This is a genomic window from Stenotrophomonas maltophilia group sp. Smal32 (assembly GCF_030237085.1).
Lineage (GTDB): Bacteria > Pseudomonadota > Gammaproteobacteria > Xanthomonadales > Xanthomonadaceae > Stenotrophomonas > Stenotrophomonas maltophilia_Q.
The window spans coordinates 1-13,709 of sequence record NZ_JASJSI010000019.1; the positions used below are offsets into that span (position 1 = coordinate 1).

Annotated in this window: 14 protein-coding genes and 1 pseudogene; 7 read left to right on the top strand and 8 right to left on the bottom strand. The window is 66.7% G+C overall.

Annotated elements, in window-relative coordinates; genetic code table 11:
- Window positions 1-322: 322 nt before the first annotated feature.
- Entirely contained in the window at window positions 323-1,690 is a 1,368-nt protein-coding gene (locus QRO91_RS06725) for a short-chain fatty acyl-CoA regulator family protein (protein ID WP_049431349.1), read from the bottom strand.
- A gap of 114 nt (window positions 1,691-1,804) precedes the next feature.
- Here QRO91_RS06725 and QRO91_RS06730 point away from each other — a divergent pair, with 114 nt between their 5' ends.
- Genes QRO91_RS06730 through mmsB form a run of 5 tightly spaced genes read left to right on the top strand, consistent with a single transcriptional unit; the run spans window position 1,805 to window position 7,344 of the window.
- Entirely contained in the window at window positions 1,805-3,310 is a 1,506-nt protein-coding gene (locus QRO91_RS06730; protein ID WP_049431353.1) for a CoA-acylating methylmalonate-semialdehyde dehydrogenase, read from the top strand.
- A gap of 14 nt (window positions 3,311-3,324) precedes the next feature.
- Window positions 3,325-4,491 carry an acyl-CoA dehydrogenase family protein gene (locus tag QRO91_RS06735; RefSeq protein ID WP_049431356.1) on the top strand — a complete coding sequence of 389 codons (1,167 nt, stop codon included), beginning with the start codon at window positions 3,325-3,327 and terminating at the stop codon, window positions 4,489-4,491.
- A complete protein-coding gene (locus QRO91_RS06740; protein ID WP_197619896.1) occupies window positions 4,488-5,285 on the top strand; it encodes an enoyl-CoA hydratase in 798 nt (265 codons plus the stop codon). Before QRO91_RS06735 ends, QRO91_RS06740 begins: the two co-directional genes overlap by 4 nt.
- A complete protein-coding gene (locus QRO91_RS06745; RefSeq protein WP_049431361.1) occupies window positions 5,282-6,457 on the top strand; it encodes an enoyl-CoA hydratase/isomerase family protein in 1,176 nt (391 codons plus the stop codon). The genes QRO91_RS06740 and QRO91_RS06745 overlap by 4 nt, the downstream gene beginning before the upstream one ends.
- Window positions 6,454-7,344 (top strand): 3-hydroxyisobutyrate dehydrogenase, encoded by an 891-nt coding sequence (mmsB, locus tag QRO91_RS06750; protein ID WP_004136647.1) that lies wholly within the window; start codon window positions 6,454-6,456, stop codon window positions 7,342-7,344. Before QRO91_RS06745 ends, mmsB begins: the two co-directional genes overlap by 4 nt.
- Window positions 7,345-7,684: 340 nt before the next feature.
- On the opposite strand, the gene QRO91_RS06755 is transcribed toward mmsB, so the two are convergent.
- Together QRO91_RS06755 and QRO91_RS06760 are read right to left on the bottom strand one after the other, a co-directional pair.
- On the bottom strand, window positions 7,685-8,110 hold the full coding sequence (locus tag QRO91_RS06755) for an organic hydroperoxide resistance protein (protein ID WP_004153735.1): 426 nt from the start codon (window positions 8,108-8,110) through the stop codon (window positions 7,685-7,687).
- Window positions 8,111-8,221: 111 nt separating this feature from the next.
- Window positions 8,222-9,202 carry a cation diffusion facilitator family transporter gene (locus QRO91_RS06760; RefSeq protein WP_049431365.1) on the bottom strand — a complete coding sequence of 327 codons (981 nt, stop codon included), beginning with the start codon at window positions 9,200-9,202 and terminating at the stop codon, window positions 8,222-8,224.
- On the opposite strand from QRO91_RS06760, the gene QRO91_RS06765 reads away from it, so the two are divergent.
- Both QRO91_RS06765 and QRO91_RS06770 read left to right on the top strand, forming a co-directional pair.
- Window positions 9,201-9,413 carry a hypothetical protein gene (locus QRO91_RS06765; protein WP_049431367.1) on the top strand — a complete coding sequence of 71 codons (213 nt, stop codon included), beginning with the start codon at window positions 9,201-9,203 and terminating at the stop codon, window positions 9,411-9,413. The genes QRO91_RS06760 and QRO91_RS06765 overlap by 2 nt on opposite strands.
- A pseudogene (locus tag QRO91_RS06770) lies at window positions 9,377-9,544 on the top strand (sodium-independent anion transporter); the annotation flags it as partial. The gene QRO91_RS06765 and the pseudogene QRO91_RS06770, both read left to right, overlap by 37 nt.
- 57 nt (window positions 9,545-9,601) lie before the next feature.
- On the opposite strand, the gene QRO91_RS06775 reads toward QRO91_RS06770, so the two are convergent.
- From QRO91_RS06775 to QRO91_RS06795, 5 genes are all read right to left on the bottom strand, one after another.
- Window positions 9,602-9,895 carry an addiction module antidote protein gene (locus QRO91_RS06775; protein ID WP_049431370.1) on the bottom strand — a complete coding sequence of 98 codons (294 nt, stop codon included), beginning with the start codon at window positions 9,893-9,895 and terminating at the stop codon, window positions 9,602-9,604.
- 38 nt (window positions 9,896-9,933) lie between these two features.
- Window positions 9,934-10,224 (bottom strand): type II toxin-antitoxin system RelE/ParE family toxin, encoded by a 291-nt coding sequence (locus tag QRO91_RS06780; protein ID WP_049431373.1) that lies wholly within the window; start codon window positions 10,222-10,224, stop codon window positions 9,934-9,936.
- Between the two features lie 144 nt (window positions 10,225-10,368).
- Window positions 10,369-12,150, bottom strand: a complete 1,782-nt coding sequence (locus QRO91_RS06785; RefSeq protein WP_049431376.1) for a peptidoglycan-binding protein — start codon at window positions 12,148-12,150, stop codon at window positions 10,369-10,371.
- Window positions 12,151-12,192: 42 nt separating this feature from the next.
- A complete protein-coding gene (locus tag QRO91_RS06790; protein ID WP_239503727.1) occupies window positions 12,193-12,612 on the bottom strand; it encodes a lysozyme inhibitor LprI family protein in 420 nt (139 codons plus the stop codon).
- A 730-nt stretch (window positions 12,613-13,342) separates the two neighbouring features.
- Entirely contained in the window at window positions 13,343-13,564 is a 222-nt protein-coding gene (locus QRO91_RS06795) for a hypothetical protein (RefSeq protein ID WP_285310320.1), read from the bottom strand.
- Between the last annotated feature and the right edge of the window lie 145 nt (window positions 13,565-13,709).

Here is a 13,709-nt window from a genome sequence, read left to right on the forward strand (position 1 = left end):
TAGTGTTTTTTATATATGGAGCGAAAAAAAAAATTAAAATATGTTATTTTTGGTGTGGGTTTTTATTTATTTAAGAAACAACCCATCAAGCGCACTCTTTTTGTTGTTTTGGGTGCGGGGGGGGGTGGGGGGGGGGGGGGGGGGGGGGGGGGGGGGGGGGGGGGGGGCCGGGCGCCCCCCCCCCCCCCCCCCCCCGCGGGGGGGCCGCCCCCCCCCCCCCCCCCCCCCCCCCCCACCCCGCCATCCCACGGAAAGCCCGCTGTTGCTTTTGCTGTTGCCTTGGATTGAAGCAGGTGCAGGGCGCAGCCCTGCCGAACCAACCCTACCGCCCCGGCAACTGCGCGAACGCACGCTGCATGCAGTCCTCGCGCGGGCACACCCGGCAGCCCGGCCCGATCGACACCGAATTGCCCGGGCTCTGCACGTCCAGCCCCAGCGAGTACACCAGCCGTTCGGCATGCTGAAGATCGCAGCCCAGTGCCACCGCAAACGTCTTGCGTGGCTGCCCATGCCCGACCGGCCCGCTGCTGACCTGCCGTGCCAGCCAGAAATGTCGGCGGCCATCGGGCATGCGCGCAGTCTGGGTGAGGATGCGCCCGGGCTGGTTGAACGCCTCGTAGACGATCCACAGCGGGCACGAGCCGCCCACCTGCGAGAAGTGGAAGTCGGTGGCCGAGTGGCGCTTGGACACATTGCCGGCGCGGTCCACGCGGATGAAGAAGAACGGCAGGCCAGGCGCGCTGCGCCGCGCCAGCGTGCTCAGCCGGTGGCAGACCGCTTCGAAGCCGACGCCGAACTGGTGCGCCAGCAGTTCGATGTCGTAGCTGCTGGCCTCGGCGGCGCGCAGGAAGCGCAGGTACGGCATCACCAGCGCACCGGCGAAGTAGTTTGAAAGACCGATACGCGCCTGCGCGATGCGCGCGTCATCGCTGAAACCGGCACGCGCCACCACCGCATCGATCTGTGGCAGGTAGCCGTGCAGGGCCAGTTCGGCGGCCATCTGGAACGCCTGCTGGCCCGGCTCCAGGTAGTCCGGCAGCCACAGCCGGCGGGTACCGGCGTCGTACTGGCGCTTCTCGCGCCCGGCCTGCAGCGCGGCCACTTCCACCAGCACCCCGTGGCGATCGGCCAGCAGCTGGCGCAGGCGCGGCGCCACGTGCCCGGGCGACAACCCCCACTCGGCGAACAGGCGCTCGGCCAGTTCGTCCAGCTCGGGGATGTGGTTGTGCATGCGGTTGAAGAACTCGCGCACCTGGTCACCGGCGGGCAGGGTGCTGCCGGCACCCGGCTCGCCCAGCTGGAATTCCAGGGCAGCGGCATGTTCGCGCAGAGCCAGGTGGCGGCGGTGCAGGTCCAGCAGGGCGCGGCTGACCTGCGGCAGGTTGCCGGCCAGTGCGCGCAGTTCGGTCGCGCTCACCTCCGCCAGGCCCAGGTCGCGCAAGGTCTCGCCCAGCGCCTCCTGCAGGGCAGCGGGTTCATCCTCGTCGAACAGTGACGAAACGTCGCCCAACACCTCACCCAGCTTCTTCTGCACCGCCGGCGTCAGCGGGCGCTTGTTGCGCTCGATCTGGTTCAGGTAGCTGGCCGACAACCCCAGCGCTCGTGCCAGGTCGGCCTGGCTGTAGCCGCGCTGCTCGCGCAGCCGCAGCAGGCGCAGGCCAAGTTGTCGCTGGGTGGCTGAATAATTCACAGAATTAACATGAATCGTCTGGCGTGTTGGCCAGATTAAGCGGATTCAGCCCGGAAATCGAGGTGGGTGCTGTGAATAATGCCAAGCATCTTTCGAGCCCGTGGGATTGTCGTCATGACTGTTGCAGCGCCCCGTATCCGCATGCTGATCGATGGCCAGTTCATCGAATCGGCCACCTCCCACTGGCAGGACGTGATCAATCCGGCCACCCAGGACGTGCTGGCCAAGGTGCCGTTCGCCACCACCGGCGAAGTGGACGCCGCCGTCGCCGCCGCCAAGGAAGCCTTCAAGACCTGGCGCAAGACCCCGATCGGCACCCGCGCGCGCATCTTCCTGAAGTACCAGCAGCTGATCCGCGAGAACATGAGCGAGCTGGCCCACATCCTCACCGCCGAGCAGGGCAAGACCCTGCCGGACGCCGAAGGCGATGTGTTCCGCGGCCTGGAAGTGGTCGAGCATGCCGCTGCCATCGGCAACCTGCAGTTGGGCGAGCTGGCCAACAACGTGGCCAATGGCGTGGATACCTACACGATCATGCAGCCGCTGGGCGTGTGCGCCGGCATCACCCCGTTCAACTTCCCGGCGATGATCCCGCTGTGGATGTTCCCGATGGCGATCGCCACCGGCAACACCTTCATCCTCAAGCCGTCCGAGCAGGACCCGATGGTCACCATGCGCCTGGTTGAACTGGCGCTGGAAGCCGGCATTCCGAAGGGCGTGCTGAACGTGGTGCATGGCGGCGAAGAAGTGGTCAACGCGATCTGCGACCATCCGGACATCAAGGCCGTGTCGTTCGTCGGTTCCACCCGCGTCGGCACCCATGTCTACAACCGCGCCTCGCTGGCCGGCAAGCGCGTGCAGTGCATGATGGGCGCCAAGAACCACGCCGTGGTGCTGCCGGACGCCAACAAGGAACAGACCCTCAACGCGATGGTCGGTGCTGCGTTCGGTGCCGCTGGCCAGCGTTGCATGGCCGCCTCCACCCTGGTGCTGGTCGGTGAAGCACGCAACTGGGTGCAGGACCTGGTGGCCAAGGCCAAGACCCTGAAGGTCAGCGGCGGCACCGTCGCCGGTACCGATGTCGGCCCGGTCATTTCCTGCAGCGCCCGCGAGCGCGTGGAAGGCCTGATCGCCTCGGGCGTGGAGCAGGGCGCCCAGCTGGTGCTCGACGGCCGCAAGCCGCAGGTCGATGGCTTCGAGAAGGGTAACTTCGTCGGCCCGACCATCTTTGCCGGTGTCACCACCGACATGCGCATCTACCAGGAAGAAATCTTCGGGCCGGTGCTGGTCATCCTCGAAGCAGAGACGCTGGAAGACGCCATCGCGATGGTCAACAGCAACCCGAACGGCAACGGCACCGCGCTGTTCACCCAGTCCGGCGCGGCCGCCCGCAAGTTCCAGGAAGACATCGACGTCGGCCAGGTCGGCATCAACGTGCCCATCCCGGTGCCGGTGCCGCTGTTCTCGTTCACCGGTTCGCGCGCCTCCAAGCTGGGCGACCTGGGCCCGTACGGCAAGCAGGTGGTGCTGTTCTACACCCAGACCAAGACGGTCACCGCGCGCTGGTTCGATGACGAGACGCTCAGCCACGGCGTCAACACCACGATCAGCCTGAAGTAACGGCAGGAGCAGCCATGAGCCACTCGATGACGACGGAACTGGAAGAAGCGCAGCAGGCGTACCGCGAGGCCGCGCGCGACTTCGCACAGGCCGAACTGGCACCGCACGCCGCGCGATGGGATGCGGAGGGCATCTTTCCGCGCGAGGCGATCGCCAAGGCCGGTGAACTGGGCTTCTGCGGTCTGTACATGGACCCGGAAGTGGGCGGCAGCGGCCTGAGCCGACTGGACGCCGCCGTCGTCATCGAGGAGCTCGCCAACGTCGATCCGTCGACCGCGGCCTACATCAGCATCCACAACATGGCCTCGTGGATGGTGTCCAAGTGGGGCCAGCCGGCACTGCGCGATGCGTGGGGCACCGACCTGTCCTCGGGCATCAAGCTGGCCTCGTACTGCCTGACCGAGCCGGGTGCCGGTTCCGATGCGGCCTCGCTGAAGACCACGGCGGTGCGCGATGGTGATCACTTCGTGCTGAACGGCTCCAAGGCCTTCATTTCCGGCGCTGGTGCCACCGAGCTGCTGGTGGTGATGGCGCGTACCGGCGGTGTCGGTGCAGGTGGCGTCAGCGCCATTGCAGTGCCGTCGGACCTGCCGGGCATCAGCTTCGGCCGCAAGGAAGAGAAGATGGGCTGGAACAGCCAGCCCACCCGTGGCATCACCTTCGAAAACGTCCGCGTGCCGGTCAGCCACCTTCTGGGAGAGGAAGGTGGCGGCTTCAAGCTGGCGATGAAGGGGCTGGACGGCGGCCGCATCAACATCGCCGCCTGCTCGCTGGGTGCCGCGCAGGGCGCGCTGGATGCCGCACGCCGCTATATGGGCGAGCGCCGCCAGTTCGGCAAGGCGCTGGCCGAGTTCCAGGCGCTGCAGTTCAAGCTGGCCGACATGGTCACCCAGCTGGTGGCCGCCCGGCAGATGGTGCACACCGCCGCGCGCAAGCTCGATGCCGGTGCCAGCGATGCCAATGTCTGGTGCGCGATGGCCAAGCGCTTCGCCACCGATGCCGGTTTCAACGTCTGCAACGAAGCGCTGCAGATCCATGGTGGCTACGGCTACATCCGCGAATACCCGATCGAGCGCCTGCTGCGTGACTGTCGCGTGCACCAGATCCTGGAAGGCACCAACGAGATCATGCGGGTGATCGTTGCCCGTCACCTGCTCAACACCGAAGAGGAACTGCGATGAAGGATTGGCGTACCCAGGAGCACGTGGGCCTGAAGGTCGAGGCCGACGGCCACACCGCCGTGGTCACCCTGAACAACCCGCCGGCACATACCTGGACCGTGCACAGCCTGTCGGCGCTGCGCGACCTGGTGGGCGCGCTCAACGCAGACCGCGGGATCTACGCGCTGGTGATCACCGGTGACGGCGAGAAGTTCTTCTCTGCCGGCGCCGACCTCAACCAGTTCGCCTCCGGCGACAAGGCCGCTGCACGTGAAGCCGCGCGCCGTTTCGGTGAAGCCTTCGAAGCGCTGTCCGGTTTCCGTGGTGTGTCGATCGCCGCGATCAACGGCTACGCCATGGGCGGTGGCCTGGAATGCGCGCTGGCCTGCGACCTGCGCATCATCGAAGACCACGCCCAAGTCGCGCTGCCGGAGGCCACCGTCGGCCTGTTGCCGTGCGCCGGTGGCACCCAGAACCTGCCGCGCCTGGTGGGCGAGGGATGGGCCAAGCGCATGATCCTGCTGGGCGAGCGCATCAACGCCGAGACCGCACTGCGCATTGGCTTGGCCGAAGAAAAGGTTGGCAAGGGCGAATCCAAGGCACTGGCGCTGGAATGGGCGAAGAAGGCCGGCAAGCAGAGCCCGACCAGCATCGCCGCCTGCAAGACCCTGGTGCAGTCCACCCGCACCGGCACCCACGCCTCGGCGCTGGTGGCCGAGCGCGAAGCCTTCGTCGACCTGTTCGACACCGCCGACCAGGTCGAGGGCGTGACTGCCTTCCTGGAAAAGCGCACCGCGCAGTGGAAGAACGCATGAGCACCGACACCGCTGCCGACGACGCTCCGGTGCTGTTCGAAGAGCGCGTGGCCGGCAACGGCACCCGCATCGGCATCGCCACGCTCAACGCGCCGCGTACGCTCAATGGTTTCTCGCTGCCGATGGCGCACCTGCTGCTGAAGCAGTTGAACGCCTGGGCCGACGACGGCGGCATCGCCATGGTGGTGCTGCAGGGTGCTGGCGAAAAGGCGTTCTGCGCCGGCGGCGACCTGCACAGCCTGTACCAGAGCATGGTCGCCTTCCGCGAGGCCGGCCGCAGCGACATCCGCGAGAACGACTACGCGGCCGAGTTCTTCGACGTCGAATACCGCGTCGATTACCTCATCCACACCTACGCCAAGCCGATCCTGTGCTGGGGCCACGGCATCGTGATGGGCGGCGGCATCGGCCTGATGTCCGGCGCCAGCCATCGCGTGGTCAGCGAGCGCTCCAAGCTGGCCTTCCCGGAAATCACCGTCGGCCTGTTCCCCGATGTCGGTGGCAGCTGGCTGCTGCCGCGCGTGCCCGGCAAGGGCGGCCTGTTCCTGGCCCTGACCGGCGCCCTGCTCAACCCGGGTGATGCCATCTATGCCGGTCTGGCCGATGTGCACGTGGCTGAAGAACGCCGCAGCGCGGTGTTCGATGCGCTGCTGCAGGTGGCCTGGTCGGGCGATGCCGCACACAACCACGAACGCCTCAGCCATCTGCTGCAGTCCCACGCCAGCGATGCCGCCACCGGTCCGCTGCTGGCCAATGCCGCGCAGGTCGACGGGCTGTGCGAGGGCGATGACCTTGCCGCCATCATCGATCGCATCAGTGGCCTGCAGACCGACGATGCCTGGCTGCAGGCGGCACAGAAGACCCTCGCTGCTGGTGCGCCGGGCTCGGCGCGGCTGGCCTTTGAACTGCAGCGCCGCAGCGCCGGCCAGGATCTGGCCAGTGTCTATCGTCTGGAGTACATCACCGCGCTGCATTGCGCCGCCCACGGCGATTTCGCCGAAGGCATCCGCGCGCTGCTGATCGACAAGGACCGCAACCCGCAGTGGAACCCGGCCAGCCTGGCCGAGGCCGACACCGCGTGGGCCGATACGTTCTTCGCTTCGCCCTGGGCCGATGCCGCGCATCCGCTGGCCGACCTGGGCACCCCCGTCGCTGAAAGGAGCCTGGCATGAGCCGCATTGCATTCATTGGGTTGGGCAACATGGGTGGCCCGATGGCCGCCAATCTGGTCAAGAACGGCCACACCGTGCGCGTGTTCGATCTGGTCCCGGCCGCAGTGCAGGCCGCCGTCGACGCCGGTGCCAGCGCGGCCGCGTCGGCACGCGAAACCCTGGCCGATGCCGAAGTGGTGATCTCGATGCTGCCGGCCAGCCGCCACGTCGAAGGCGTGTACCTGGGCGACGACGGCATTCTCGCCGCGATTCCCGCCGGTGCACTGGTCATCGACTGCAGCACCATCGCCCCGGCCAGCGCACGCAAGGTTTCTGAAGCCGCCGCCGCGCGCGGCCTGCAGATGATCGACGCGCCGGTGTCCGGCGGTACCGCCGGTGCCCAGGCCGGCACATTGACCTTCATCGTCGGTGGTGAAGAGGACGCGCTGGAACGCGCGCGCCCGGTGCTGCAGGCGATGGGCAAGAACATCTTCCACGTGGGCGCCAGCGGCGCCGGTCAGGTCGCCAAGCTGTGCAACAACATGGCACTGGGCGTGATCATGGCGGTGACCGGTGAAGCCATTGCGCTCGGCGTGGCGCACGGGCTGGACCCGAAGGTGCTGTCGCAGATGATGGCGGTCAGCACGGGCCGCAGCTGGGCCACCGAAGTGTGCAACCCGTGGCCGGGCGTGCTGGAGAATGCGCCGGCCTCGCGCGGCTACAGCGGCGGTTTCGGCAGTGACCTGATGCTGAAGGACATGGGTCTGGCGGTGGAAGCGGCGATGAGTGTCGGCGCCTCGATTCCGCTGGGCGAAGTGGCCCGCAACCTGTACTCGATGAACCACCAGGCCGGCCGCGGCAAGCTGGATTTCTCCAGCGTCGTGCAGCTCATCACGAGCGAGAAGTAACCGGTCTGCGGCGCGCCTTTCCTCCGTATGGATGGCGCCCCCCGGATTCTGTAGAGCCGAGCCCATGCTCGGCTGCTTTTCCGCCGGATGTCTCAGCGTCGGACGGATCAGCAGAGCATGGGCTCGGCGCTACGCAAGCGAATGCGTCCCCGGTCGCGTGCCGGGGCCCATCCGAGGTGGGATGGGCGGACGCCCGGTTTCGACCGGCATCCGCCCATTTTTTTTTTGGGTCGGATCCCTTTCGCAACGCGAAAAGGCTCTGACCCCTGAGATCCTGTGCTGGGGTCAGAGCCCTTTGCCGTTGGCAAAGGGATCCGACCCCGGCCGACCCCGCGTTGCATCAGGCAACGATCAACGTCACGTCGATGTTGCCGCGGGTGGCATTGGAGTACGGGCAGACGATGTGCGCCTTCTGCACCAGTTCTTCCACCTGCTCGCGCGGCACGCCCGGCACGTTGATGGTCAGCTCGGCTTCGATGCCGAAGCCGGTCGGGATCTGGCCGATGCCGACCTTGCCGGTGACGGTGGTGTCGGCCGGCAGCGCGACCTTGGCCTGGCCGGCCACGAACTTCAGCGCGCCCAGGAAGCAGGCCGAGTAGCCCGCGGCGAACAGCTGCTCCGGGTTGGTGCCCGGGCCGCCGGCGCCGCCCAGCTCGCGCGGGGTCGACAGCTGGATGTCCAGCACGTTGTCGGAGGACACGGAACGGCCTTCACGGCCGCCGGTGGAGGTGGCCTGGGCGGTGTACAGAACCTTTTCGATGGACATCGGGATGCTCCTGGTCGGTGGGTGGGTGTTGCGTTGGAGCCTACTTTGCCCGGTTTCCGCGTACGTTGGGTTGCAATGCGTACGAAAAACTTGATTGATCGTCCTGCGGGCCTAGATCGTCCATTCGCGGTCGGTGGTGAACATGATGGTCAGCCAGCGGTCCGGCGAAGCCTCGCCCAGTGCATCGCCGATCTCATCACGCAGCTGGTCCCATTCCACCAGCGGCCGCGGCGGGTCGTCCTCGCGCACCACGAAGAACAACTCGATCTGCTCGCCACGCCCCACCTGCGCCACGTAGCTGCGGTGCTCGACGAAGCCATGCCTGGCGACGATGCCGCGCGCCACCGCATCCACGTGGGCCTGCAGTTCCGGCGGCGTCACCAGCAGGATGCCGGCCAGCGCCCGGCGTACGGTGCCGAGCGGGGCGATCATCACCAGCACGCAGACGAAGGCGAGGATGGCCGGGTCGATGTACGGCCCGACCCAGGCCCACGAGGTGCCCTGCACCAGCACGCCGCCGAGGAAGGCCAGCAGGTAGCAGGCCGACATGCTGGCCGCGATCACCCAGTTCTTTGCATCCAGCGCGATGAACTCCGAGCCGATGCGGCGGTTGGCGCGCAGGATGAACCACGCCAGTGCGCCTTCGCCCACGATCGACAGCCCGGCAAAGGCGATGGCCGGGCCCAGCGCAATGTGGCGGCCCCCGGACATCAGTGCATCCACCGCATTGACCAGGGCATACAGTGCCGCACCGATCATCAGCGTGCCGCTGACCCCCAGCACGATCGGTTCCAGGTGCCAGAAGCCCATGGTGAAGCGCTGGTTGAGCCGCGATTGCAGGGCGTCGGTCTGTGTGGACAGCGCGATCAGCCGTGCCACCAGCAGCGACAGCCAGGTCATCACCACGTCGATCAGGCCGTAGATGCCGTCGAAGATGATCAATGACGAATTGGCGAGCAGGCCGAACACCACCGCCGCCGCGGCCAGCAGCAGCGAAGCGGCGATCGACAGGCGCAGCACGCCCTGTTCGGTGGCGGGGTCGAAGAACTGCGGGCGATCGGTAGGCATGACCCGATTGTAGAGCGGCGCCATGCTCCGCTGCCTTCTGCTGCCCGGCATCGTCGTCGTCCTGCCGCTGATTCCCGAGGCTATCGCCCTCTCGCTCATCGCCGGCGTCAACCCGCGTTCTCCATTGCCTTCATCGCCGGCATCCTGGGAAACGCTGCGCATCCTGTTGCCGGTGTCGGCCACGCTGGCCGTGGTCGGCCCGCTCGAATCGATGATGACCACCTGTGGGACCTGACTGCCGTGGCCGCCTTGGAACGCGCGCAGGAAAAGCTGGCCGCGCATGGTGCGGAGGTGACGATGGTGGGCCTCAATGCGGCCTGCCAGACATTGATCGAGCAGGTGGAAGCGCGCGGCGGCGGGCACTGAAGCGGTCACCTGGCCCGGGTAGCGCCGGGCCACGCCCGGCGAATGAAGCGGTCGCGGTCAGGCCTTGCCGGCCTGCACGATCAGGTGCACCCCAAGCGCTGACAGCACACGTTGCACGGTATCGAAGCGTGGGTGTGCTCCGGGGCGCAGCGCCTTGTACAGGCTCTCGCGTCCAAGACCGGACACCTCGGCAACGCCGCCCATGCCGCGGGCGCGCGCCACTGTTCCGAGCGCCTCCTGGAAGTGGCCCGCATCACCTGCTGCCAACGCCTCGCTCAGATAGGTGGCGATTGCGACGTCATCAGCCAGATAGTCGGCGGGGTCGAAGGGAATCGTCTTCAGCTTGCTCATGGGGAGAGTCCTGGGAACGGCATGGAATCAAATGGTGGCTACAGCAGCTCCGCGAGCCTGACCGCTTTTTCGATATCGCGACGCTGGCTCGACTTGTCGCCACCGTGCAGGAGCACGACGATGGATCTCCCGCGACGCGTGAAATACACGCGATATCCCGGCCCATGGTTGATTCGCAGTTCGCTCACGCCATGACCCACTGATCGAACATCTCCCTCGAGACCGCGGGCGACGCGCTGCAGGCGCTCCACGATCACGCCGCGGGCCCTGCTGTCGTTGAGTCCGCGCAGCCATCGCGTGAATGTTTCTGTTGCCTGGAGAATCGCCATTCATCCACAGTATCCATAAGGATACATGGTTCAATTGGCATCCGCGACGATCATCGACGCACCGTGCTCGACCCCACTGGTCTGCCTCAGGCGGACCAGTGGGAGCGCGCGAATGACGACAGCAGGCCCGTGGGCCTGCATCCCTCACGCCATCATGGCCCGCGGCCCGTGCTGCTGGGTCTGCTGGTCGATCTTCTGCTGCTCGCGCTGCTGATCGCTCACCTGCAACGCCCGCTCGCTGTTCTCCTGCACGCTCTGGCGCATCGCGTCAGCGGTTGATACCGGCGCGGTATTGCGGTTCAACGCGCTTTCGTCGTGCAGTGCATTGGCCTGCACCGCGCGCGCCATCGAGCCATCCTGGTTCAGCTCAACGCGATCAACCCGGTTCAGGCCGGCGCGCGCAGCTTCCACGGTAAGCGCAGCGGCCAGCTTCTCGCTGTGCTCGCCGGAGGGCAGGCCACGCGCTTCCTCGGCGAACTTCACCTGCACCAGGGTTTCGGTGTACAGCCAGTTCTGTGGGCTGCGCGGGTCGGACATCGGGTACACCGTCTCGCGCGCTGGCTCGGCCGCTGCCTGCTGTTCCGGGGTGTTGCCCTGTCCCTGCGCACGCTGCCGCACTTCATTGGCCAGCGCCTGGCGGGTTTCCGCATCGGCGATGCCAGTCGCAGGCAGGCCATGCTGCTGCTGGAAGGTGTTGATCGCGTGGCGGCTGCCGCCGCCCAGATAGCCGTCGCTGCCGATGGCCTGGCCCTTGGCATCGGTCAGCCCCAGCGCGGCCAGGTTGCCCTGCAGTTCGCGCGCGTCGCGGTCGATCGCGGCCAGCGTGGCCGGGCCGGCCTTGCCGTCCACCGGGTCCAGATTGTGTGCGCGCTGGAAGTCTTCCACCGCCTTGCGGGTAGTGGCATCGAAGCGCCGGTCCGGATTCAGCGTCTGCTGGCCGTCAGCACTGGCATGGCCCAGCGTGACCAGGTTGCTTTCCAGCTTCAGCACGTCACGGCCGCTGGACCCTTCCTTCAACGTCTGCGAACCGGCCTGCTGGCGCGGTGCGCCGATCTGGCCCAGCGCCACCTGGATATCGGCGTCGTTGTGCTCACCGGCAGGCGAGTAGTCGCGGCTGCTGACCTTGGCATGGGCGCGGTCCATTGCGTCCTTGTTGTTGGCATACGCGTCCTCATAGCGCACGGCGATGTCGCCGGCCTTGGGCGCATCGAAGTACTGGTAGGTTTCGCGGATCTGCCCGGCCTTGGCGCGCAGCGCCTCGTAGTCACCGCCTTCTTCCAGCACCTTCTGCAGCTTGGGCAGCTGGCTGGGCAACTGGTTGGCGGTCTTGGCGATCAGGCTGATCGCTTCGAAGCGGTTTTCCTCGGCGATGCCGCTGCCGTGCGCGTCCACCATCGTCATGCCGATCCGGGTGGCGTTGCGCACCTGCGGGTAGTCGATGTTGGCGTGGATCCACTGCTTGCCCTCGGCCGAACCGGCCCAGGCGTTGATGCTGTCGCGTGTGCTGGTATCGATGAACTGGATCGAGCTGCGCCCGCTCAGGCCATTGCCGTGGCTGAGCAGGTCGCGGCGCAGGTCGGCGTGGTCCTGGGTGAAGGGCAGGTTGTGCGCCTTGGCATAGCTGCTGGCCTGATCGATCACGGCGTCGACATAGGTCGTCTCACCCGCCTTCAGTGCGTGGCCGTCGATGGCGCCCAGTGCCCATTCGCCACGCTGGCCGAAGTCGACCTGGATCGCGCCCAGGCTGTAACCGCTGTTCTGCGCGACTTTGTTCACCGTGCCCCAGTGCGGTTCGGTCACGCCCTGGGTGATGCCGGCGATGGCCAGATGGTAGGAGGCGGGGCCACCTTCGGTGCCACGGCCGACGGCGAAATACACGGCGCCGGAGGTGGCATCGAGATCGTGGGTATCGATGTTGGTTGGCATGTCTTACATCCTTGTGCAGTCAGAGGGTCTGCCCCTCATGGGTCAGTCCAGCAGCTGGAGATACTTCTGCAGCTGGTCGGCGCGCGCGCTCAGGCGCATCACATCGTTCAGCTCGCCCTGCAGGTTGCCGGGCTGCGAATCGTCGTAGAGCGCGGTATCCAGTTCACCATCGCGGCTGCGCGACTGCAGCCACGCGCGCTGGGCATTCACCAGCTTGGTCTTCTTCGCGCCACTCAGCTTTGCCTGCAACTGGCGGTAGGCCTGGTTCAGGCGCTGGTCCTGGCGCGCGCTTTCCGAGGTCAGGCAGGCGGCCTGCTCGACCGCACCCTGCGCCTTGTCACGGCAGGTGGTGAAGGTCGGGCTCAGCCCGGTGGCCGCCGGTGCTGCGGTTGCCGTTCCGATGGCCAGGGTGGCGACGGCCAGCGCGGTGGCCAGGGTCCTGCTCAAACGCTTGTGCTGCATCATCTGCTCCACACGTCCAATCCATTGCGAGCGCTGGACTATAACGGCGTCAATATTTCGTCGTCGTCAACGAATCGCGACAACTGTGACCGGTTGCCCGTCATTGCGGGTGGGCGCCGCCCGGCGTGCGGACGGCCCTCGGGCCGGGGCGCCGAAGCGGTATCCCGGCGCCACCCGCTGCCATTCAGCCACCCGGTGTAAACTATTGATCTCACTGGCAATGCCAGTTTCCACGATCAACACCCCGATGACGTCCGCCACCGCCCGTTACGCCGATTCCCTGCGCCTGTCCGTTGCCCCGATGATGGATCGGAGCGACAGCTAAGCAGGACAAGGCTTTAGGGCGGGGTGGTACACCATTGGTGCGGCAGCTCGGCCGTAGCGCCCCCGAAGGGGCGGGGCGGCTCAGCCGCCCACCAGCCCTAGGAACGGGGCAAGTGCCTTAGCGGCTCCTGCGATGGCGATGGTCGCCTGGACCGCTAGCACTGCCCAATTCGGCGACGTCGGTGGGCGCTGCGGGGGTGGGCTGGTGCTAGGCAGGCTCACGGCGACATGGTCGCTGTTGCTGATGTTGAAGTTGTTCGTGACGTGGGTACCGCCGATTTGGATGTGCATGTCGTTTCTCCTATGGTTGGGGACTTGCACACCTATTTAGTGAATCGGAAACTTGACGAGCGGCAGCCGTCCGGCCGAACGCAAAGGGCCGCCCATTGGGCGGCCCTTGTCGTTTCTAGGCTGCGCGGGTGTTTCGTTGGTCATCCCACCAACTGGCAACGTCGCGCGTGTCGTATACGTCGCCAACCCGTGGTGGCAGCAGGCCCGCCGTGTGCTTGTTGGCCATCGTCTTGAGCTTCGCGGTGGGGAAATAGGTAGTCCGCAGCTGTTCGATGGTCATCGTTGCTCCGAACTGGCCGTAGAGCAGCCAGAACGTACCGAATCCGTGCGGAGTCATGCGTCACCACCCGCCCACCGCAGCCCCAGCTGCACCACGTTGCTGCCGGCGGCAGGGCAGGATGGGACCGCCGCTTGGAGTCCGTGCTGCTTGTGCCAGTGCGCCCAGGCCAGGTCGAACGTGGGGCATTTCGCCGTGCGGCTGC